Source organism: Pararhizobium sp. IMCC3301 (genome assembly GCF_030758315.1).
In the GTDB taxonomy this organism is placed as follows: domain Bacteria; phylum Pseudomonadota; class Alphaproteobacteria; order Rhizobiales.
This window is the reverse complement of sequence record NZ_CP132336.1, coordinates 2,884,431-2,907,166: the sequence shown is the minus strand read 5'-3', so window position 1 is coordinate 2,907,166 and position 22,736 is coordinate 2,884,431. Positions and strand designations below refer to the sequence as shown.

Annotated in this window: 15 protein-coding genes, 1 tRNA gene and 2 pseudogenes; 10 read left to right on the top strand and 8 right to left on the bottom strand. The window is 56.1% G+C overall.

Annotation, left to right across the window (positions count from 1 at the left end; all coding sequences use genetic code 11):
• Positions 1-37: 37 nt before the first annotated feature.
• A pseudogene (locus tag RAL88_RS14105) lies at positions 38-702 on the top strand (integrase core domain-containing protein); the annotation flags it as partial.
• A gap of 273 nt (positions 703-975) precedes the next feature.
• Here the strand turns inward: RAL88_RS14105 and RAL88_RS14100 are convergent.
• The 5 genes and pseudogenes from RAL88_RS14100 to RAL88_RS14080 form a co-directional block, all read right to left on the bottom strand.
• Positions 976-3,897: a metallophosphoesterase gene (locus RAL88_RS14100; RefSeq protein ID WP_306264365.1), complete on the bottom strand. Its 2,922-nt coding sequence runs from the start codon at positions 3,895-3,897 to the stop codon at positions 976-978.
• Positions 3,898-4,763: 866 nt separating this feature from the next.
• The gene (locus tag RAL88_RS14095; RefSeq protein WP_306264364.1) at positions 4,764-5,543 is read right to left on the bottom strand and encodes a transglutaminase family protein; all 780 of its coding nucleotides are present in this window, start codon (positions 5,541-5,543) and stop codon (positions 4,764-4,766) included.
• 542 nt (positions 5,544-6,085) lie between these two features.
• Positions 6,086-7,006 (bottom strand): hypothetical protein, encoded by a 921-nt coding sequence (locus RAL88_RS14090; RefSeq protein WP_306264362.1) that lies wholly within the window; start codon positions 7,004-7,006, stop codon positions 6,086-6,088.
• A 177-nt stretch (positions 7,007-7,183) separates the two neighbouring features.
• Positions 7,184-7,312: pseudogene (locus RAL88_RS14085) on the bottom strand (IS5/IS1182 family transposase); the annotation flags it as partial.
• A gap of 99 nt (positions 7,313-7,411) precedes the next feature.
• Positions 7,412-7,487: transfer RNA gene (locus tag RAL88_RS14080), tRNA-Thr, on the bottom strand.
• Positions 7,488-7,751: 264 nt separating this feature from the next.
• Here RAL88_RS14080 and RAL88_RS14075 point away from each other — a divergent pair.
• Positions 7,752-9,017: a lytic murein transglycosylase gene (locus RAL88_RS14075; protein ID WP_306264360.1), complete on the top strand. Its 1,266-nt coding sequence runs from the start codon at positions 7,752-7,754 to the stop codon at positions 9,015-9,017.
• Positions 9,018-9,032: 15 nt separating this feature from the next.
• On the opposite strand, the gene apaG is transcribed toward RAL88_RS14075, so the two are convergent.
• The gene (gene apaG / locus RAL88_RS14070) at positions 9,033-9,434 is read right to left on the bottom strand and encodes a Co2+/Mg2+ efflux protein ApaG (RefSeq protein ID WP_306264358.1); all 402 of its coding nucleotides are present in this window, start codon (positions 9,432-9,434) and stop codon (positions 9,033-9,035) included.
• Positions 9,435-9,777: 343 nt separating this feature from the next.
• Between apaG and RAL88_RS14065 the strand changes: the two genes are divergently transcribed.
• From RAL88_RS14065 to hrpB, 4 genes are read left to right on the top strand one after another with little or no spacing between them, the layout of a single operon-like run.
• Positions 9,778-11,022: an ABC transporter substrate-binding protein gene (locus tag RAL88_RS14065; protein ID WP_306264356.1), complete on the top strand. Its 1,245-nt coding sequence runs from the start codon at positions 9,778-9,780 to the stop codon at positions 11,020-11,022.
• A 48-nt stretch (positions 11,023-11,070) separates the two neighbouring features.
• Positions 11,071-12,753 (top strand): ABC transporter permease, encoded by a 1,683-nt coding sequence (locus RAL88_RS14060; protein WP_306264354.1) that lies wholly within the window; start codon positions 11,071-11,073, stop codon positions 12,751-12,753.
• Positions 12,746-13,438 (top strand): ATP-binding cassette domain-containing protein, encoded by a 693-nt coding sequence (locus RAL88_RS14055; RefSeq protein ID WP_306264352.1) that lies wholly within the window; start codon positions 12,746-12,748, stop codon positions 13,436-13,438. The genes RAL88_RS14060 and RAL88_RS14055 overlap by 8 nt, the downstream gene beginning before the upstream one ends.
• On the top strand, positions 13,435-15,849 hold the full coding sequence (gene hrpB / locus RAL88_RS14050) for an ATP-dependent helicase HrpB (protein ID WP_306264349.1): 2,415 nt from the start codon (positions 13,435-13,437) through the stop codon (positions 15,847-15,849). Before RAL88_RS14055 ends, hrpB begins: the two co-directional genes overlap by 4 nt.
• A gap of 42 nt (positions 15,850-15,891) precedes the next feature.
• Here the strand turns inward: hrpB and glk are convergent, their stop codons facing one another.
• Both glk and RAL88_RS14040 read right to left on the bottom strand, forming a co-directional pair.
• Positions 15,892-16,923 carry a glucokinase gene (gene glk, locus RAL88_RS14045; RefSeq protein WP_306264347.1) on the bottom strand — a complete coding sequence of 344 codons (1,032 nt, stop codon included), beginning with the start codon at positions 16,921-16,923 and terminating at the stop codon, positions 15,892-15,894.
• A 128-nt stretch (positions 16,924-17,051) separates the two neighbouring features.
• Positions 17,052-17,480 carry a methylglyoxal synthase gene (locus RAL88_RS14040; RefSeq protein ID WP_306264346.1) on the bottom strand — a complete coding sequence of 143 codons (429 nt, stop codon included), beginning with the start codon at positions 17,478-17,480 and terminating at the stop codon, positions 17,052-17,054.
• A 263-nt stretch (positions 17,481-17,743) separates the two neighbouring features.
• Here RAL88_RS14040 and RAL88_RS14035 point away from each other — a divergent pair, with 263 nt between their 5' ends.
• The 4 genes from RAL88_RS14035 to RAL88_RS14020 all read left to right on the top strand — a co-directional run bounded on the left by RAL88_RS14035 (position 17,744) and on the right by RAL88_RS14020 (position 22,734).
• The gene (locus tag RAL88_RS14035) at positions 17,744-18,742 is read left to right on the top strand and encodes a BMP family protein (protein ID WP_306264344.1); all 999 of its coding nucleotides are present in this window, start codon (positions 17,744-17,746) and stop codon (positions 18,740-18,742) included.
• Positions 18,743-18,806: 64 nt separating this feature from the next.
• Entirely contained in the window at positions 18,807-20,381 is a 1,575-nt protein-coding gene (locus RAL88_RS14030; protein WP_306264342.1) for an ABC transporter ATP-binding protein, read from the top strand.
• Entirely contained in the window at positions 20,378-21,475 is a 1,098-nt protein-coding gene (locus tag RAL88_RS14025; protein WP_306264340.1) for an ABC transporter permease, read from the top strand. Before RAL88_RS14030 ends, RAL88_RS14025 begins: the two co-directional genes overlap by 4 nt.
• 284 nt (positions 21,476-21,759) lie before the next feature.
• Complete coding sequence (locus RAL88_RS14020) at positions 21,760-22,734, top strand: ABC transporter permease (protein WP_306264338.1); 975 nt, start codon at positions 21,760-21,762, stop codon at positions 22,732-22,734.
• The last annotated feature ends 2 nt before the right edge of the window (positions 22,735-22,736 follow it).

Here is a 22,736-nt window from a genome sequence, read left to right as displayed (position 1 = left end):
AAGCTTAAGTTGCCGTCCACAAAACCAGCAGCAGCTCAGATATCGCCGGCTGCACTTTCTGCTGAAGCGCGAAGGCTGGCAGGCGAATTGGTAGAAGCTGAATAGGATTTACAAAGAGGAAGGGCTCACCGTACGCAAACGTGGCGGAAGGAAGCGTGCCTTGAGCACCAGAACGCCTATGACGATCCCGCAGGGGCAAAACCAACGATGGAGCTTGGACTTCGTATCTAACAGCCTGTCTTGCGGCAGAAGCTTCCGAATTCTGAACGTCATCCACGACTTCAGCAGAGAACGTCTGGCTGCAGTTGTTGATACGTCACTGTCAGGTATACGCGTGACGCGGGAACTAGACCGGATTGCTGAGATACGAGGGTATCCCAGTTTGGAGGTCGGCGACAATGGCACCGAGTTGACGTCTAACGCGATCCTGCAATGGTAAGAAGATGCAAGGTCGAATGGCACTACATCGTCCCCGGAAAACCGATGCAAAACGGCTTTGTTAAATCTTTCAATGGCCGGATGCGGGACAAACTTTTGAAAAAACACCTGTTTGACAACTTGCACCATGCCCAAAATTTAGTGGCGGCATGGCGCACCGACTTCAACCAACATCGCCCGAATTCTGGGCTAGCTGGCATGACACCGCGGGAATATGCTAATCGGTCAAAGAAAGACCAAAACCTGAACAGAGCGAAATCATGACAGCTGACTCTAATGGGGGCAGGTCACAATCGGCAGCGCACAAAATTCCTCAAAACACTGGGAGAAATTGCCAATTCGCCAGCTTCCGCCTTAAATTTTATGCTTTATGCAGGAAAGCTATCTAGCTTGAGGGATTATCGGTTTTCCTACGAACGAGTTCGGAACAATCGGTTTTCTTACAAACTCAACTTTCAAAATTTTCGTCATGCTGCTCTCCAAAGATACGACTTTTAGTTGATATGCTGTCTCGAAAAGAGTCAAAATTCAAGCGAATTAGTTGTCTGATGCATAATTATTCACCACTTTATGAGCAAATAGTAAAGAGTCTATTTCATCAACATCGTTGAGCCATTTCATCACCCTGACGAGCCAGCTATCCGAGTAACGAATCTTATCCAACACTTTTCGTACACCGCTTCGTTCGCTAGCAGCCTTTTCCAATAAGTTGCAAACGACCGTTGCAGCCCGCATGGCTTCATGCATCATGCCTACATCAACGCATACTCGAGCTAGGGTGTCAGCAGTACGATAGCTAGGAATATCCGTGTTTTCGTAACATTTGACCAACTCAATCGCCAGACGCTTGTACTCCTCGTCACTCAAGCTAGGTTTGGAGCGGAGTGATCCAGATTGATGTCGTTCTTCCCATGAATAATAAACTAGATCGTTCAATGCTTGCTTCTTAACAGCCTGATTTCTCCCAACCTCGTATACTATTGAGGCATCCGAAATCGCATTTTCCAAACCCTTGATACGATCATTTTCTGCGTAATCTCCACTCTCAAATATACGGAAATTCGCCAATCCCTTTCGAAGAAGCGCAAGGTCGCGAATTCTATTATTGGTATCGGCGTCATGAATTGGTGGTTTATCCAAATTATGAATTGTTTGATCTAGGTACTCGATTCCTTTTTGAAGATCCTGCTGTTCAATCATGAGCTGGCCCATTCTCAAAAGCAAAATGCTATCTGACGGGCAGGCGGACAAGAGATCAGTGTAAATTTGGTGTGCCGTATTCAAATCCTTTTCTGAGCCAGCGCAGAGCAACATATATGCACGCTCTTGTTTGGCGATGTTGCGAAGAAGCTCTAAAAGCGTCAGATCGGAAACTTCTTCAGAATGCCCGTTCGACAATGATTCAAAGGCTTTTGCGGCTTCACGAAATCGGGCTGCATCACCCCCAAATTGACGACTAATGTCAGCTTGTTCCCATAAGTCATACGCCTTTCGGACGCTGTTAAACACATCAGCGGGTAGTTCACTCAGCTTAGCGATTTGCTCGTCAACATTCGAAAGACTTAGGGCGCTCTCATCATAAGCTGTCCACCCGGATTGGAATTGTTTTTTATTGGAGTGTTGATTGTTGGAATCGTTTCCTGATGCTATATCTTTAATCAAGTCAACGTATTGTATTATTCCGTCGAACTGCGTTTTGAGAACATTTAGGTGTTGATGCCAACCGCCTTCTCCTGCAACACGACCCTTCTCCTTGCTTAGCGCGTACCGTAACTGACTGTCGACATGCGCCCAAAACTCCTCAAGACCGCTTCGAAGTTGAAACTCTACCGGCATCCCTTCCAAATCAGATTCGCTGCGTTTTATCATATGCCTCAAAACAATATGAACTGCCGAATATGAAGTAGATCGTTGCCTAATCTCGATCTGGCTTGGGCCAATCCACTCTCTCAAACTGTCTTTTATGTGCGGAACTACTGAGAGAGGATCAACGTCAGGTCTCGATGTATGAATTGTTATTCTTGCTTCAGTCGCTGGCCGAAACAGGGTGCCCGATCCTGTGTTGTAAGCCGACTTGAAGAGTTCGTTAGCCAACAATGGCAAGTCACTCTGAAATAAAGTAACAAATCTAAAACCACAGACATCATCTACATTCAATACCGTATAATCTTTCTTCCCCGAAATAATCTGCCGGCATATTTTGTCGGTCAGGCTTATTCTTGCCTTTATTCTGTCTGCATGCCGATACAGGTCAACCTTATTTGCAAGCTGCGCCTGCATATACGATGCAATTTCTGTACGGACACGTTCTGCATCTTGATCAATATTGGGTGTTAAACGCTCAATGTCTTTCTCGACTCGTCGACGCAGTTCGTCTGGAACCACAGTCGACGGCTTCGATCCATTGAGCGAAATTGGCTCGGTTAGAGGGTATGAAATTGGTTCCGATTCCGCGTCGTCGACGGAATTCACTTTCCGAGTTTTTCTTTGTAGTTGCGGCAACTGCGATACTATTTCCTGCGACCTTGCTGTATCTGTCAGCCAGCGTCCGGTGCTAAGGGAATAAGACATTACCGCGCTTTTAATTTCGCGATTAAGGAAATCCAGTTTATAGAATGCATAAAATTGAGGCCATTGTGAACCTTGATATGCTGCGCCACACTCCAGAGTGGACAAGCTTTCACCGCTCCCCTTTGAGATTGATTGCAGCGTTTGGTTGTGGTTGTGGCCGTGAAGATAGACGTGAGCCCCAATGGATTGGTTCAACAATCGGTCGACTTCGCTTGAATTCCAGTCTATTAGCCAAGACAGAGGATGGTGCCCAACCGCGATTACGCACTCGTCCCGTATTTCTTCAGGTTTGTCGAGTGCAGCATTTAGAGATTTTATGTCTTGGACTAGGCTAAATTCATCTTCGCTATCGCAAGACATAAGAGAAGTATTCAGTCCGACAAGCCGAATTTTTGCCGCGTGGAAATCGAGTACGTTATGAGTGCAGAATGGATTTTCATTCCAATTCGATACTACCCGATCTCCAATTTCGTCTCTGAGTTCTTTGTGCCAGTTGAAGAAATTCTCGAGGTGCGGGTGCCTAGTCTGAATCTCGTTGCGAATACTGTTAAATTTTTCCGCGTCCTCAAAGGCTCGGCGGAGATGTAACAGTGCTGCATTTCGCGTGACATCATGATTTCCAGGTACGATAAATAGCTTACAGTTAGGCCATTTCGAGAGTAACCGTAGTAGCCAATCCTGTCCTTTTTCGAATTCTTCTCCAGTCCCTGAGAAGGAAAGGTCTCCGCTGAAAACCAGTAGTTCTGGCTCCCATCCATGATCATGCGCGCTCGTAATCAATGAATTTGTGAGGCGATCTTGTTCACCTTTTTCATCGGGTGACCCAAAGTGAGCGTCTGAAATGTGAAGAATAGTTATTTCGTAATCTGAAGGTAACAATTTACTCATTTATCGCAGCCCCATTGCAATAATATCGAAAATGTTTGGTGTGTAGATAATTGATTGCAATCAAAAGTGAAGAAGTCAATCTTAGAACTCGATTTAAAAGTTGTTGAGTGATACCAGGGGAATACGATTCCGTCGGATTTGTTGAAGATTCGATGGAGACCACGATGCTCTGGACTGATATTTCCCGCGCCTGACAGAGTCGCAAATTCGCCCGCTATCCATGCGATCTGACCAACGCCCATTCGGATTTGCTCTCGAGTCTCGTTCCAATGAGAGATCGCACATTTTCATGATTTTCGGGTCCGAGTAAAATCTGAAGTGCTGTTTCATCGGTATGTGTCCGGTTCTCTGGAAAGAGACCATAAAGTTCTTCCAGAGCCAATTCACCCTTGAGGCTCCGGTAATATTCCTCGGGAAAGCCATGCTGAAATGTACGAAGAAAATGTCGCAAATGGAGCGTTCTGAAAGAAAATTGATCGCGTTCAATTGAGGCGGCGCTCTCAAACCGAGGGCGTCCCGATTCGTCCTCCAGGGACGCAAACCCTTCGCCCAGCCCGCCTGGTCCCGCAAACAAATCAACTACGGGATACCTGTTCTAAGCCATGACCGGTCTCGGTTTTCTTGCTGTCATGCGCCGCGAATAAGTATCCGGTGACTTCGAAATCGATCATACCAGAGCAATCCGGCCAAACAAAAATTACTACAACCCAAATGACTGGACCCAACTACCACAAATTCGATCAATTTGTTCGACAAACTCAACCTGCGCGTTTCCTACTGTATAATTCGCCCGCTCTGCGCCTTAGCCTATCGATTCAGAGCCCACCCGGACACTCCAAATTCGTTCTGCCGGCGCTGGCATGCCCTCAAAGTCTCGTCACGGACACCTGCTGGGTCTGCAATGTAATCGGGGCGAAGGCTGAGAGGAAGGCGACTTCTGCGGCGTCGGAGCCGACGCCGATGCGGGCGATGTTGGTGGCGTTGGACATGTTGGTCGGGTCGATCAGATGCCAGGTGCCGTCGAGATACACTTCGACAACGGCATGGAAATCCTGGGGCATGACATCCGGCGCATAGGCGCTGACAAATCGGGCCGGAATAGCTGAGGCGCGGCACAGCGCGATCAGAACATGGGCAAAATCCCGGCACACGCCCTGGCGCTGGACAAAGGTGTCGAGCGCTGTTGTCTGAGCGTTGCTGGAGCCGCTTGCATAGCGAAATTTGTCAAACAGCCACTGGCGCATGGTGTCGACACGACGGCCGCCTGACAGATGGCCAAAATCTGCCGCCACAAAGCTCTGGAATTCGTCGGAGGGGCAATAACGCGAGGGCATCAGATACCGAACCGTATCGCCGGGCAGCAGATGCGGCGGCACAGCGTCGAGCCGGGCGATATCAAGCGCCGGACGGTCAATGGCAACGATGCAGGAATAGTCGCAGCGGAAATCCTCGGCCACGCGAATCCAGGTTCGCACTCCGATGCCGTTCTCCGCTGCTACATCGGCGGTATGGATCGTATCGGGCAAGGCAACGCTCTCCGATGAGACGACCTGATCGGCCATATCCGCAACCCGTATCTGCGACAGAATATCAGTCGTCTGTGACAGACCGTAATGCAGATTCACGTCAATTTTGAGCCTTGTCATGGCGCGATTGTCCTAAAGGGGCCGGAGTTTCACGGGGCCCAGCACGAGGAACGGCCGGAAGCAGTTCGGGCCGTGTAGCCAAGCCAATAAGGGTTAACGCCTCTTGACGATGATAGTTCCCGGAGGATGGCCCTGTGCACTGCAAAACCACGTATCCTCTCGCATTGATAACCGAGAGTCATAAATTGTATAGAACGCCGCGTAGCTGACATTCCTGTATGATGTTCAGCGCATCTATTGGGTCACGCCCAAGGTGATCAATCCGAGTGATTCTCAGTTCGTCACCAGCTGTCTAAAATGCGATAACTGCTTGAGTTCCGCACGACATTCGCGCCCGCAGCCGAGAGCTTTTCATATCGTATGATTTCGCAGCCTTCAGCTTTCAAATCGGGTTAATGATCGACGCATGCGCGCAGGCCAGATCCATGCCCGGCGACACCAGATACGACGTGGACTGGTTGCGCGGCATTTTGGTCAAACGCGGGATCGCGGCCGGCATTCTCTCGAATGCCAACCGCAAAATCCCGATCCACAGGCGCCAGCTATTCGATTTCGTTGGCCGATGTAGAAATCCAGCGGTTGATTGGGGGAAGGTCGGCACCAGCAGCGCGACGATCATTCTCCATTATGCTGCCTGCACCGAACAGGAGCGAAGCTCCGATCCTGAATTCGTGAACAACAGGCGCATCGCTTTCGTTGGATGCTGCATCGCCCTCATAGTCGAAGCCGTTATAGGCAAGCATCAAGCCGACTGGAAAGTCTGGAAAGAAATGATCCAGGCGGGCACCCCAACTGATGACGTCCATCGAACCGCTCGAATTGCCATTCGCGCGATCACCGGTGAAGAAAGCCAGATCGCCGGAAAGCTTGGTATCCTCCCCGAAATAATAGCTGGTGGCAGCGCGCGCAAACCAGGCATTGCTGATTGTCTCGTCGTAATTATCGTCCGAATCCACATAGCCGATCTGGCCACCAAGGGTCAGATTGTTGAGGTAAGCCTGGCCTTCGAGCCCGGCAAACCAAAACGGAATGGAATCACCGTCATTGTCACCATCGTCAAACGACTGGCCGCCGCCAGCGAATGCACCAAGCAGATATGACGAGGGGTCGCGTGCGTCGAGATGGATCGCGCCCATGTAATCGCCGCGGGTCAGATCATTATTACCGTTGGATCCGGTGATGTTGCGCTCACCGAGAAGATCGAATTGTGCGCTGAACATCGAAGACAGTGGCAGCGAATAGGCACCCCGGGCTCCCACAATCCCCTGATCCTGATCGTCGATGTCTATCTCTTCCTTCTCATAGGCAAGATAGCCACCGTAGATGCTCAGGATCCCTCCTGCCAGCAAACCTTCGGGCGCACTGACGGGTGGCTCTTCTGCAAACGCCGTGTTGAAATCGGCGGCAAAGCCATTGCCGTTTGCCGTGAGAAGCAGTGCTGCAGCGAAAAATAACCGTTTCATACGAAAGAAGTCCCCAAAATTGATTCTTGTGTGAGGAAACTATAGCGACGTTCTAACGTTTTAGGTGTGCCTTGAAAGCAACACTCGTGATTGTATTTTTGCGAAAATGGACTTTAAAAGCCAGCCTCGCATTTCGCACTACGCATATACAAGGCTTTGCGATTGAAGCTTCCCGGTTTTTACAACCCGGCGGTAGCGGCAAAGCCAAGCAAAAACCCGCTCCACAATCCAGTGTTTCGGCTAGCGTTTGGACAAGACGACAAGATCTTTGGCCTGATCAGAACGCTTGACGATTTCAACAACAACGCCTAAAGGCGCTGTGCGAGAGTCAGTTCCAACTTCTCGTCTACGTATTCGCCATCGGCAAACAGCCCACGCACAACATACTGTTTTCATTGGGAAAAATGGTGCCGCTTATAGGATTCGAACCTACGACCCCATCATTACGAATGATGTGCTCTACCAACTGAGCTAAAGCGGCACTGGCGCGGGAAATAGCGCATTGGGGGCGGGTCCGTCAAATGACGATTGAGGCGGAGGGGCGAATTTCATCGCCCTGGTGGGGCAGCGGGTCTGTTTCATGTCGGGCGTACGGGGCGGGCCCAATTCCGGCGCTTTTACGGCCCGGTCAAACTCTTGCTTTAAATTTGTAAAACTGTGATTCTGCGGCGGTGTGATTCCCTGCCGCTGATCGCGGGATGCAGCGCTTGTCGCAGATATGTTTTCAAGACAGATGGACAATATCATGAATGGTTTTCGGTGCATGAAACTGGTTTTTGCTGCTGTTGTTTCGCTTGCAGGTGCGGGCGTGGCCTATGGCCAGAGCTGTCCGGCCGGTGCCGGGTTTGAAGCCTTCAAGACAAGCATCGCCGAAGAGGCAATCGCGGCCGGCGTTGGCGCAAATGTGGTACAGCGCATCGTGCCGGGGCTGAGCTATTCTGACAGCGTCATTGCAGCCGACCGCAAACAGGGTGTGTTTGCGCAGAGTTTTCTGGAGTTTTCAGACCGGATGGTGGCGCCCTACCGCGTCAGTGGCGGGCGCGAGCGGTTGCAGCGCCATGGCGACATTTTCCGGCGGATCGAGGCGGAATATGGCGTTCCGGGCGCGGTGATTTCGGCATTCTGGGCGCTGGAGACGGATTTCGGCGCGGTGCTGGGCAATTTCAACACGCTGAATGCGCTGGCCACCCTTGCTTATGATTGCCGCCGGCCGGAGCTGTTCCGCCCGCAACTGATTGCCGCATTGAAACTGCTCGACCGGGGCGATCTGACAGCGGCTCAGATGCAAGGCGCGTGGGCGGGAGAGCTGGGACAATTACAGATACTGCCGTCAGATTATCTGGAAAACGGCGTCGATTACGACAGCGACGGGCGCGTTGATCTGCTGAAAAATACCGGCGATGTGCTGGCCACCGGAGGCAAACTTTTGAACGTTCTGGGCTGGCGGCGCGGCGAGCCATGGCTGCAGGAAGTCAGTGTGCCGGGCAGTTTGCGCTGGGAACAGGCCGGGATCTACACCACAATGCCGGCCAGCGAGTGGGCGGCGATGGGAGTTGCCGCGCGCAACGGCCCGGCGCTGGAAGGCACTGCACTGCCGGCCTCGCTGATCCTGCCGATGGGCCGCAACGGGCCGGCGTTTCTGGCCTATCCGAATTTCGGTGTGTTTCTGGAGTGGAACCAGTCGCTGGTCTACACCGTCAGCGCGGCCTATCTGGCAACGCGCATCAATGGCGCGCCGAAGCTGGAGCGCGGCAATCCCGGCGATATTCTGTCGGTCGATCAGACCAAAGCACTGCAGACCCTGTTGCAGGCGCGCGGCTATGATGTGGGGGAAATCGACGGCATTATCGGCTCGGGCACAAGGGCCGCGGTGCGCGCCGTGCAGATGGAACTCGGCCTTCCCGCCGATGCCTGGCCAACCCGCGATCTGCTGGCGCAGCTTCAGGGCAATCAGAGCGGTGCTGCTGGCGCGCCCTCCGCTGCACCACCACTGCCGCTTGTGCGACCGTGACAGTGTTACAGCGCTCTAATTCAGCATCCGTCTGGTATAGGGACTGTCGAGCGAGAATGCCGGGATATCCGCCTGAAACCGCTCGCCGTCCGGGGTGCGCATGGTGTAGCTGCCGACCATCAGTCCGTTAGGCGTCATCAGCGGGCAGCCGCTCATATAGGAATAGCTGTCGCCGGGGTTGAGCACCGGCTGCTCGCCGACCACGCCCTCGCCGTCGACCTGATGCTGCCAGCCATTGCCATCGGTGATGACCCAGTGGCGGGCTTCCAGTAGAACCACTTCATCGCCGTAATTGACGATCTCGATGGCATAGGACCAGACATAGCGGCTTTCCAGCGGATCGGACTGATCTTCCAGAAATCGCGGCGCGACAGAGACCGCAATTCCGTTTGTCCTGGAATGGTAGGGATGGATCATGGCAATTCTCACTCACCAAATCCGGCACCGAATCCGGCACCGAATCCGGTTGTTGATCTTGACTTCAAAGCGCTGGCGCCGCCAGACGGCCGGCCGACCTTGCCGGATCGCAATCCTATGCACATTGAAAGCGCCCTTTCTACGGCACCCTGCCGGCGGTCGCGGAAAAACCCGATTTGCCCGCTGCGGCAAAGGCCGGGCTGCAATCGGGTTGCCGAGTGTGGCCTGAGGGGTGATCGCGCGTTGATCAAAAAAATGTTAGTTGACCGGAGCCATGGCAGCGCGCCATTTGCTATGGCACACACAGCCGGAGATGGGCGCCCGGCTTTCAAGGGAGAGCACAATGCTGAAATTTCTGATACGGGCCGTGATGGCCGGCTTGCTACTGGCCGGAATCGCACAGACCGGAATCGCACAAACCGGAACCGCACAGGCTGACAGCGCGCCCGATGCGGCGGACTGGCCGCAGGTTCTGGCCACGGCCAAAGGACAGACGGTGTACTGGCATGCCTGGGGCGGCGAGCCGCGCATCAATGATTATATCGCCTGGGCGGGCCGCGAGGTTGAAGAGCGCTTCGGCGTCAAACTGGTGCATGTCAAGGTCAATGATACCGGAGCCGTGGTCTCCCAGGTGCTGGCGGAAAAAACCGCCGGAACCGTGGAGGGCGGCTCGGTTGATCTGATCTGGATCAATGGCGAAAATTTTGCCGCCATGAAGCGCGAAGGCCTGCTGCTGGCGCAGGGTTGGGCCAACCTTCTGCCGAATTTCCAGTATGTCGATATCAGCGGCAAACCGACGGTAATCAATGATTTCACCGTGCCGACAGACGGGCTGGAAGCGCCCTGGGGCATGGCGCAACTGGTGTTTTACAACGACACTGCGATCAGCAATGAGATGCCGAAAAGCATGGCCGGTCTGCTGCAATGGGCGCAGAACAATCCGGGCCGTTTTTCCTATCCGCAACCGCCCGATTATGTTGGATCGACCTTTCTGAAGCAGGCGCTGTATGAACTGGTCGGCGATCCGACCGTGTTGCAGCAACCGGCGGATGAGGCGGATTTTGACGCCGTCACCGCGCCGCTGTTTGCCTATCTCGACCAACTTCACCCTGCCATGTGGCGCTCCGGCCGCGCATTTCCGCAAAATACAGCAAGTCTGCGCCAGTTGCTGGCCGATGGCGAGCTGGATATCGGCTTTGCCTTCAATCCGTCTGCGGCGTCGAACGCCATTGCCAATAATGAACTGCCCGATACGGTGCGCTCCTTCGTTCTCGATAAAGGCACCATCGGCAACACCCATTTCGTGGCCATTCCCTTCAATGCCAATGCCAAGGCGGGAGCAATGGTTCTGGCGGATTTCCTGATGTCGCCGGAAGCGCAGTTGCGCAAGCAGGACCCGACTGTGTGGGGCGATCCGACAGTGCTTGACGTCACCCGGCTGCCAGATGACGCGCAAAGCGCGTTTGAAGCGCTCGATCTGGGCATTGCCACATTGGGACCGAGCGAATTGGGCATCGTGCTTCCCGAACCGCATTCGTCGTGGATGGTGGCGCTGGAAAAGGCCTGGCTTGCACGCTACGGCGTTTGAGCCGCCGGCACCGTTGATGATGTATCATATAGGCAAGGGCGGGAAACCATGCTGAAGCATGTTCCCGCCCTCACCCTGTTTTTTCTGGTCGGTCCGGTTCTGGCCGGATTGTTCGGCGTTCTGCTGCCGGCTCTGGGTGTGCTGCCAAGCCTTGGCGGCACCAGGCTGACGCTGGAGTTTTTCAGCGATGTTCTGAACACGCCAGGCGTGCTGCGCTCCGCCGCGCTGAGCCTGGCTGTCGGGCTCGTCACCACCGGCGTATCACTGGCGATGGTGATGCTGCTGATTGCCGGCTGGCAGGGCACACGGTTCTTCAGGATACTGCAAAGCCTGCTGTCGCCGCTGCTGTCGGTGCCGCATGCCGCCGCGGCCTTCGGACTTGCATTCCTGATTGCGCCTTCCGGCTGGCTGATGCGGCTGGTCTCGCCTTGGGCCAGCGGTCTGGAGCGGCCGCCGGACTGGCTGATCGTCAATGACCCGCTGGCGCTGTCGATGATGGCGGGACTGATTACCAAGGAAATGCCGTTTATTTTGCTGGTCTCGCTGGCGGCGCTGCCGCAAAGCGATTTGCGGCGCAAGGCCGCACTGGCCGCGACCCTTGGCTATGGCCCTGTCAACGGCTTCTTCAAAACCACATTTCCGCTGGTCTACCGGCAGATCCGGCTGCCGGTTCTTGCGGTGCTGGCCTATGCCACCTCGGTTGTTGATGTGGCGATTATTCTGGGCCCCTCGACTCCGCCGCCGCTGTCGGTGCGGTTGCTGCAATGGATGAATGATCCGGACATAACAGAGCGCTTCAGGGCGTCCGCCGGTGCCATGCTGCAACTGGGCGTCACCGCTTTTGCCCTGCTGGTCTGGTTTGCCGGAGAGCGCATTGTGCGACAGTTCGGCATGCACGCCATCGGCCGTGGCCGCCGTCACTGTGCCGATTCCGCGCTGCGCCGGCTGATCGCGGTTCTGACTGTCGCATCTTCGGCCATGGTGCTGGCAGGGATCATCGTTCTTGGCATCTGGTCAGTGGCCGGTTACTGGCGGTTTCCTGACGCCCTGCCGGTCAGTTTCACTCTGGCCAACTGGACGCGGCAGGGGATGGGGCTGGAAACGCCGCTGCAAAACACGCTGCTGATCGGTGTTGCCGCAACCGCTCTGGCCGTGGTCCTGACACTGGCCTGTCTGGAGCAGGAAGTGCGCTCCGGCAAGACCGCCACCAACCGCGCTCTGGTGCTGCTCTACATTCCACTGATCGTGCCGCAGGTCAGTTTTTTGTTCGGGCTGAACATTCTGACGCTGCAACTGGGCGGCAAAGCCCATATTCTGCAGGTGGTGCTGACCCATGTGATTTTCGTGCTGCCCTATGTCTATCTCTCGCTGGCTGATCCGTGGCGGGCCTGGGACCGGCGCTATGCAGCGATTGCCCATGGCATGGGCCATGGCGCCAACCGAGTGTTCTGGTCGGTGCGCCTGCCGATGCTGCTGAGAGCAGTCCTGACGGCCGCGGCAGTCGGATTTGCCGTATCGATCGGCCAGTATCTGGCCACCCTGCTGATTGGCGGGGGACGGGTTCCGACGATCACAACGGAGGCTGTGGCGCTGGCTTCCGGGGGTGACAGACGGGTGATCGGCGTATATGCGCTGATACAGGCGGCGCTGCCCTTTGCCGGGTTTGCCGCGGCACTTGCCCTGCCGGCGCTGCTGTACCGCAATCGCCGCGACATGAGAGCCAATGCCTGATGCGACAAGAACGCCCATGACTATCGCTGCGCAAGGCCTGACCCTTGAAGATGTCTGCATCATGCTGGATGGCCGGCCCATGGTTCATGTCAGCGCCCATGTGGCACCGGGCGATGTGCTGACCATCATGGGGCCTTCCGGTTCGGGAAAATCGACTTTTCTGGCCTATATTGGCGGCTTTCTGGATGGCGCTTTTAAGGGGATGGGCAAAGTCTATCTGAACGGTCAATCGATTGAACATCAGCCGGCGGAACAACGTCATGTCGGCATTCTGTTTCAGGATGCGCTGCTGTTTCCCCATATGAGTGTCGGCCAGAACCTGCTGTTTGCCATACCGGCAAAGATCAAGGACCGGGCCGAGCGCCGCAGGCTGGCGGAAGAGGCTCTGCAAGAAGTCGGACTGGCGGGCCTGTTTGACCGCGATCCGGCAACCCTGTCCGGCGGCCAGGAAGCGCGTGTCGCGCTGATAAGGGTGCTGCTGTCGTCGCCCAAGGCGCTGTTGCTCGATGAACCTTTTTCCAAGCTTGATGCGGACCGCCGTCTGAGTATCCGCAAAATCGTGTTTGATCTGGCGAAAGCGCGCAATCTGCCGGTGCTGCTGGTCACCCATGATGCAGCGGACGCAAAAGCTGCGGGCGGGCGGGTCATCATTCCGCTTGAATCGGCGCGCGATTCACAACCATGACACTGCCGATCGAGGCGGTCAGGGCCGAACTCCTGACGCAGTTCCGGGCGCATTCCAATCTGGTGCTTGTGGCTGAACCGGGCGCCGGTAAAACTACACAGGTGCCATTATGGCTGTTGGACGAGGCGGTGCTGAAGGGCGGCAAAATCATCCTGCTTGAACCGCGCCGGATTGCGGCCCGCGCCGCTGCACATCGCATGGCCAGCCTGCTCGGTGAAGAGGTCGGACAGACCGTTGGCCTGCGGATGCGGGCGGAAACCAGAGTCAGCGCCGCGACCCGTTTGGAAGTTGTCACGGAGGGCGTGTTCTCCCGGATGATCCTTGACGATACAACACTGCCAGGCATCGCTGCCGTGCTGTTTGACGAATTTCATGAGCGCTCGCTCGACGCCGATCTTGGCCTGGCTCTGGCGCTCGATGTGCAGGCCGCTTTGCGCGACGATCTGAAGCTGATGGTGCTGTCGGCGACGATTGATGCAAAGGCGGTGTCCGCGATCATGGATGATGCGCCGGTGATTGCATCGAGCGGGCGCGGCTTTCCGATCGAGATGCATTATCTGCCGCGACACCCGCGCCGGATGATCGTGCCGCAAATTGTGGATGCGGTGCTGTTGGCGCTCAAGCAGCAAAGCGGCAGCGTGCTGGTGTTCCTGCCCGGCCGCAGCGAAATTGAAGCGGCGCGCCGTCAGCTTCAGGATGCTCTTGGCGAAGACCCGACTGTCCTGATTGCACCACTTTATGCCGGCCTGCCGCAAAAGGCCCAAATTGCCGCGCTGCAGCCAGCACCGGCGGGCAAGCGCAAAATCGTGTTGTCCACCAACCTTGCCCAGACCTCGATGACCATTGAGGGGGTTCGCGTGGTTGTCGATGGCGGCCTGTCCCGCCGTCCCCGCTTCAACCCGCAAACCGGCGTATCGCGCCTGGAAACCGTATTTGTCAGCAAGGCGGCAGCGGACCAGCGTGCCGGACGCGCCGGGCGGACCGAGCCGGGAGTGTGTTACCGGCTCTGGCCGGAGCAGTGGATGCGCACGCTGGAGGCGCAGGATCAGCCTGAACTTCTGGAAGCGAATTTGACGCGATTTGCCCTGGATCTGGCAGAATGGGGAGTGTCCGATCCAAAGCAGCTGGCATTTCTGGATTATCCGGCGAGCGGCAAATTTGCCGCAGCGCAAAGCCAGCTGAGATCATTCGGCGCGCTGACAAAGGCCAATCACATCACGCCACTCGGGCGTCGCCTGCAGGCACTGCCGCTTGATCCGCATCTGGGCGCGATGGTGCTGAAGGCGTCAGAGCGCGGCGCAACCGAATTGCGGAGCGCGCTGCTGGTGGCGGCGCTGCTGAGCGATACCCAGCGCCAGCGCGAGCCTGATCTGGGTGTGTTGTACAGCCGCGCAGCCGCGCGCGCAGAAGGCACGGTGAAGCAAAGCTTCGAGCGTCTCTGCCGGCTGCTGTCGATTTCCGCCAGAGGCCCGACACTGCCACGCGACGAAATTGGCGCTTTGCTGCTGATCGCATTTCCACAATGGGTGGCGATCACCCGCGGCGGCGGACAGTTTCAGCTTGCCGCCGGGCAAAGAGTGGCCGTCTCCACCGATCATCCGATTGCCGGCGAGCCTTATCTGGTGGTCGCCGACATGATGGGTGAAGCGGGCAATCTGCGGCTGCTGTCAGCCGCTGCGCTGGACGCAACAAGTTTTGCCGCGCATGCCGACCGGCATTCGGTCGCTGAAGAATTACTGAGCTATAACGCTGCCGATGCGCGGGTGAAGGCAGAGCGTGTGACCCGGCTCGGCGCGCTGGTTCTGGAGCGCAGACCCCTGAAGCAGTTCGACAGGTCAAAGGCGGAAGCTGTGCTGTGGCAGGCAATAGCGGAGCGCGGCATCGATGCAATTGTTTTTTCACCGAAGGCAAATGCGCTGATGCAGCGTCTGCAATTCCTTCACCGCGCCATTGGCGCTCCATGGCCGGATACCAGCCGCAGCACTCTGGGAACTACACTTGAAACCTGGCTGCGGCCATTTGTGCCCGGTGCTGTGGCGCTGTCCGATCTGACGCAAGATGCGATCATCGGCGCGCTGAAATTTCGCACGCCGCAAATCCACCAGATCGACACCTTGGCACCAGAGCGGTTTCAGCTGCCCGGCAATCGCAGTGTGGCAATTGACTACAGCGATGAAAACGGACCGGTGCTGCGGGCCCGGGTGCAGGATTTTTTCGGTCTTGATGAACATCCGGCCATTGCCGGTCATGTTCCGCTGATTCTGGATCTGCTGTCTCCGGCACGGCGCAGCATTCAGATCACCCAAAACCTGCCTGCCTTCTGGAAAGGGTCATGGCGCGATGTGCGCGCCGAAATGCGCGGCCGCTATCCCAAACATGACTGGCCGGAAAACCCTGCCGGCAAGGCGTAACGTGCATGCCTTGCTTCGGCCGAGCGCATTTCATGAAACAATCTATTCGCCGTTGTGCCAGCGCCTACCATTCAGATCAACGCCGAATAATTGCGGTGTGCGGGCAAAAGCGGCCAATCCCAAAAGCGCCGGCTTTTCATGGGTGATGACGGCGGTTGCCATGGTGTTCATCAACTCCTCATGCGGCGCTTTGGCAATAAAGGCAGCGCGGAAATCGGATTCAGCGAGAAAACCGGCGATCTTTTTGGAAATGCCGCCGGCCAGATAGACACCGCCGGTTGCCATGAAGGCAATGGCGAGATTTCCGGCGACACGACCAAGCAATCTGCAGAAAATATCCAGCGATTCCTTTGCTGTCTCGTCGGACCCGGCAAGAGCCGCTGAGGTGATCTCGCTGGGGCCATCGAATGTGACCGGCCGGTTGCGCCAGCTGGCGACGCCTTTATAGAGCCGCACCAGACCGCGACCGCATAACAGCGCCTCGGCGGAAATACGGCCATGCTCTTTTTCAAAATGCGGCCACAGCGCAAATTCATCTTCGGTGACGGGGCCCAGATCAATATGACCACCCTCGCCGGGCACCGGCACCCAAAGCGCTCCGGTATGAATCATGCCCGCCGCACCGAGCCCGGTTCCCGGTCCGACCACGACCTTGGTTCCGGTGGAAGCCATCTCGACATCGCCGATCAGTTCAAGATCGTCGTCTCGCAGCGAAGGCAGTGCCAGAGACTGGGCTTCAAAATCATTGACCAGAACAACTTCGTCGAGCTGCAGCGCTTGCATCAGCGCGTGGGGGCGGATCACCCAATGACAATTGGTCAGGGGAACTTCATCGCCGCTGATCGGACCTGCCACTGCCAGAACCGCAGAGCGGGGCGTGGTGGCGGTGCGGGACAGAACCATAGCTTCCGCCGCCTCTTCAAGGCCGGCATAATCGGCAGTCTTGGCGGTCTGGAATTCTTTCAGTTCCGCATGGGCATCGGTGAGTATACCAAAGCGTGCATTGGTCCCGCCAATATCTGCGACAAGGACCGGATAGGGAAGATTTTCGTGACTTTGGACTGACGTGGTCATGGCGCTAACTTATTCGTTTCAACTGTGCAGAACACAAACCAAAAAGCGCCTGGACCGTCAACTGCGAGAGGCAGATAATGGGCGAATGGTTTTGATGGATGCCCGTCAAGACGGCAATTTGAATTCTGTCATGAGACACTTTCCTGAGCCGGCTTGCACGGGTTGGTCAGACGTGAGGGATCCGCAATCAGCAACTCGGCAGTCGCTTCATTCAACGCCGTTGCCACATCATAGACGACGGCGAGGCGCATCAACGCCTTGACATCCACATCATGAGGCATTGGCGTCAGGGGATCGATGAAGAAAATCAGGCCCTGTATCTTGCCCTCGGCAATCATGGCACCGATCTGCTGATCGCCGCCCAGCGGGCCGCTGCGCATTGGCGTGACGGACAATGCCGGGCAGGCTTTGAGCAATCTGGTGCCGGTCGTGCCGGTCGCGACGATATCAAACTGCTGCAAAGCTGTCAGATGCCGCTTGGCAAATTCCACCAGAGCGTCTTTTTTCTCATCATGAGCAATCAAAGCCAGTCTTGCCCTTGCCGGCCGCACAATCATGTCCAATTCCACTTCTGGTTCGCCTGTGGCGCAATTTTCGCCCGATGACGGTGACCAAGCGTGCACAGGCCTGCACCGGCGTCCAAGGTGCCTGTCTCCGATTTTCCAAATGACCACGTCTTTATAAAAAAAGCGATGCAAATTTTCGAAAGCCGTGCAAAGCTGACTACACTTTTATTGGAGAAACCAAGCGCTGACGGACCTTTGAGACGCATCAGATGCTGTGTCCAGTGGACCGAAAGCCGAAACAAGAGAGCATTGTTATGAAACTCAAACTCTTTGCGACTTTGGCTGCCGCAGCGATGATGGCGACGACAGCCTTTGCACAGGAATTCAAACCTGCCTTGATCTTCGATATGGGCGGCAAGTTCGACAAATCGTTCAATGAAGCGGCCTATAATGGCGCGGAAAAATTCAAGGCAGACACGGGCATCGAATATGGTGAGTTTGAAATCACCAATGCCTCCCAGCGTGAACAGGCGCTGCGCAATTTTGCGCGCCGGGGTTACAATCCCATTGTGGTGATGGGCTTTACCCAGGCTGAAGCAATGAACAAGGTTTCAGCCGAATTTCCTGATCTGAAATTCGCCATTATCGACGAAGTGGTTGATCAGCCGAATGTGCGCTCTGTTGTCTTCAAGGCACATGAAGGATCATTTCTGGTCGGTCTGCTGGCGGGTATGAAATCGCAAACCGGCACAGTCGGATTTGTTGGCGGAATGGATATTCCATTGATCCGCAACTTTGCCTGTGGATATGTCCAGGGCGTGAAAGCTGCGAATCCCGATGCCAAAATTATCCAGAACATGACTGGTGAAACCCCGGCTGCCTGGAATGATCCTGTGAAGGGCGCAGAGATTACCAAAGCGCAGATCGATGCCGGTGCGGATGTTGTCTATGCGGCAGCAGGCGGTACCGGCGTCGGTGTGTTGCAGAAAGCCGCTGATGAAGGCAAGTTCTCAATCGGTGTGGACAGCAATCAGAATTATATGCATCCCGGCAGCATTCTGACATCCATGCTGAAGCGCGTTGATGTGGCTGTCTATGATGCCTTCATGGATGGCAAGAACAATGACTTTGCGACCGGCTTCGTTGCGGTGGGTCTGGAAGAAGACGGTGTCGGCTGGGCACTTGATGAAAACAACGAGTCCTTGATTACCGAGGAGATGAAACAGGCGGTCGATCAGGCCAGGGCGGATATCATCGCCGGCAAAGTTGCTGTGCATGATTACAACACCAGCGATTCCTGCCCTGTGATGTAGGCAGTGTCAGAAACCCCCGCGCCAGGCGCGGGGGTTTTTTACATTTGCCTGTAATTTAACAGTCATGTCACAGACCCCATCCAATCCCCAGGCCGCCTCTGCGGAAACCGCTCCGCGTGCCATCGAGTTGATCGCGATCAACAAGCGCTTCGGTTCGGTCCATGCCAACAAGGACATCAACCTGTCTGTGGAACAGGGGTCGATCCACGGCATTATCGGTGAAAACGGCGCTGGAAAATCCACATTGATGTCGATTATCTACGGCTTTTATCAGGCCGATTCCGGTGAACTCCGGATCAAGGGCGAGCCGATCACAATCAAGGACAGCCAGGCCGCAATTTCCGCGGGTATCGGCATGGTGCATCAGCATTTCATGCTGGTGGAAAATTTCTCAGTGCTGGAAAATATCATACTTGGTGCCGAAGGCGGTGCGGTGCTGGCCGGAGCCATCGGTAAAGCCCGCAAGGATCTGAAGCATCTGGAGGAAGAATATCAGCTCGATGTGGACCCCGATGCGATCATCGAAGACCTTCCCGTTGGGCTTCAGCAGCGTGTCGAAATCCTGAAGGCGCTGTATCGCGGCGCTGATATTCTCATTCTCGACGAGCCAACCGGCGTTTTGACCCCTGCGGAAGCAGACCATCTGTTCCGCATTCTTGAGCAGTTGAAAGAGCAGGGGAAGACAATTATTCTGATCACCCACAAACTGCGCGAGATCATGGCAATTACAGACACGGTGTCGGTGATGCGCCGCGGCGAGATGGTAGCAACAGTCACCACCGCTGAGACAAGTCTGGCGGAGCTGGCCGAATTGATGGTCGGGCGCAGTGTGCTGCTGAATGTGGAAAAAGCGCCTGCGGCGCCGCAAGACGTGCTGCTGGAGGTGGACGGCCTGACGGTGCGCGACGAGCGCGGCGTCATCATGGTCGATAATGTTTCCTTCCAGGTGCGCGCCGGGGAAATTGTCGGCATTGCCGGCGTTGCCGGCAATGGCCAGTCGGAACTGCTTGAGGCAATTTCCGGCATCTTTCCGGCCAAGAGCGGGCGGGTTCTGCTGAAAGGCGAACCAATACATGTCACCGGCAAAGCTGACCCGGCGCTGTTGCGTGAAAAGGGTATGGCGCACGTTCCCGAGGACCGCCACCAGATGGGTCTTGTGCTGCCATTTGAGGAAAACGAAAACAGTATTCTGGGCTATCAGACGCGTGATCCCTATGTAAACGGACCTTTCCTCGACATCACGGCAATGCGCCGGGACGCCGCCGAGAAGATCGAGAAATATGATATCCGGCCACCGAATTGCCGGCTCAAAACCGCCAGTTTTTCCGGAGGAAACCAGCAGAAAATCGTTCTGGCGCGGGAAATGGAACAGGACCCCGATGTGCTGATCATCGGGCAGCCGACGCGCGGTGTCGATATCGGCGCGATTGAATTCATCCACAAGCGCATTGTGGAAATGCGGGATGCGGGAAAGGCTATCCTGCTGGTGTCTGTCGAGCTGGATGAAATCCGGTCTCTGGCCGACCGGGTTCTGGTGATGTTTGCAGGCCGTATTGTCGGCGAGTGCGCCCCGGAAACACCGGAAGGCGAAATCGGCATGCTGATGGCCGGCATTGAACGCCCGAAGGCCGCACAATGAAGAACGATTTACCGCGCTGGGTGGATTTCGGCCTGATCCCGCTGCTCAATGTGACCGCTGCATTTCTGGTGTCCGGACTGGTGGTGCTGTTCATTGGTGAAAACCCGATCCAGGCGGTCCAGGAAATGATCTTTGGTGCGCTGGGCTATGGCGAAGGCTTCGGCTTCACGCTTTACTACACCACCAATTTCATCTTCACCGGGCTGGCGGTGGCGGTCGCGTTTCATGCCGGGCTGTTCAACATTGGCGGTGAAGGCCAGGCCTATATTGGCGGGTTGGGTGTCGCATTGGTGGCCCTGTCCTTTGGCGACATCTTCCCGTGGTGGATCACCTTTCCCATTGCCATTATCGGTGCCGGCCTGTTCGGCGCGGCATGGGCGCTGATCCCGGCCTGGCTTCAGGCGACGCGCGGCAGCCATATTGTGATTACCACCATTATGTTCAATTTTATCGCAGCGTCGTTGATGGTCTATCTACTGGTCAATGTGCTGAAAGTCCCCGGTTCGATGGAACCCGCCACGGCCCGTTTCGCTGCGGGCGGCACCTTGCCGTTCCTGCGCGAAATCATTCCCGCCTTCGGCTTTTCGCCGGCCAATATTTCGATCTTCTGGGCTCTGGCGTGTTGTCTCTTTGTCTATATTCTGATCTGGCGCACGCGGCTTGGCTATGAAATGCGGACTTTTGGATTCAACCAGACTGCAGCCATCTATGCCGGGATTTCTCCAACCAAGATCATTGTCGTGACGATGCTGATCTCCGGCGCTCTGGCGGGAATGATGGCGCTCAATGAAGTGATGGGTCAGGCCCAGAAACTGCAGGATAATTTCACCGCTGGCTACGGCTTTGTCGGAATTGCCGTGGCGCTGATGGGTCGCTCCCACCCTGTCGGCATCGTGCTGGCGGCCCTGTTGTTCGGCATTTTATATCAGGGCGGTGCGGAACTGGCCTTTGCCATGCCCGCTATCACCCGCGACATGATTGTTGTCATTCAAGGACTGGTGATTCTGTTTGCCGGGGCTCTTGAACATATGTTCCGTCCCGGCCTGACGCGGTTGTTTGCTGGACGCGAACCCCCGCTTGTACCGGCGGAATAGAGCGTTTCATGGTTACATTGAACCATTTGATGCTCCAGATCAGTTCATCGGCAAGGCAGTCAACGCCGCTCCCATTACGACTTGGGGCGGCGCATCGGGCAAGTTGGCTAACGCTGTCCGGTGGGCTGATATGGAGCACCGAAGGCCGGCTTTGCACGCCCGCCGGACGTCGTTACACTCCACTTGTGGTCATGAAGACCACGGCGCGAAGTGTGCCTCGCCGGCAAACGCGCAAAACCGGTCAAATGATGCAATGTAACCATGAGACGCTCTAGGAGGCCGCGATGGACGATTTCCTGATCAAACTGCCGCTGTTGCTGGATTCCATGGTGCGGCTCAGCGTCCCGCTGTTGTTCGCCGCTCTGGCCGGGCTTTTTTCCGAGCGGTCGGGTATTTTCGACATCAGCCTGGAAGGCAAAATGCTGGGTGCTGCCTTTGGCGCCGCAGCGGCAGCCGGTGTCACCGATTCAGCAACCCTTGGGCTGCTGGCCGGGATTCTGGTCTCGGTTGCACTGGCACTGGTGCACGGGTTTGCCTCCATCAGTCAGCGCGGCAACCAGATCGTGTCCGGTGTCGCGATTAATTTCATCGCACTCGGCCTGACGGTTTTGCTCGGACAGGCATGGTTTTCCCAGGGCGGACGCACGCCGCAGCTCAGCGCCAATGGCCGCTTTGGCGAATTGACCCTGCCATTTGCCGACACGCTGTCAGACATACCCTTCATCGGCCCGCTCTATGAAGGCATTCTGTCGGGTCACAATATTCTGGTGTATCTGGCATTTCTGTCGGTGCCGCTGTCGTGGTGGGTGCTGTTCCGCACCCGCTTCGGCCTGCGCCTGCGCGCCGTTGGCGAGAACCCGGCGGCGGTTGATACAGCTGGAATATCGGTGATCTGGCTGCGCTATCGCGCGGTTATCGTCTGCGGTGTGCTGTGCGGGTTTGCCGGTGCCTATCTGTCGATCGCTCAAGCCTCCGGCTTTACCAAGGACATGACGGCGGGCCGGGGCTTTATCGCACTGGCCGCGCTGATCTTTGCCAAATGGAAGCCGGTTCCGGTGATGATGGCCTGCCTGTTGTTCGGGCTGCTGCAGGCGATCCCGATCCAGTATCCGCAAATCTCGCTGCCGGGCATCGGCATTGTTCCCGGACAGGTGATGCAGGCCCTGCCCTATGTGCTGACAGTTGTGCTGTTGGCTGGTTTCATTGGAAAGGCAACGCCGCCAAAGGCGGGAGGCGTGCCCTACGTCAAGGAGCGCTGAAC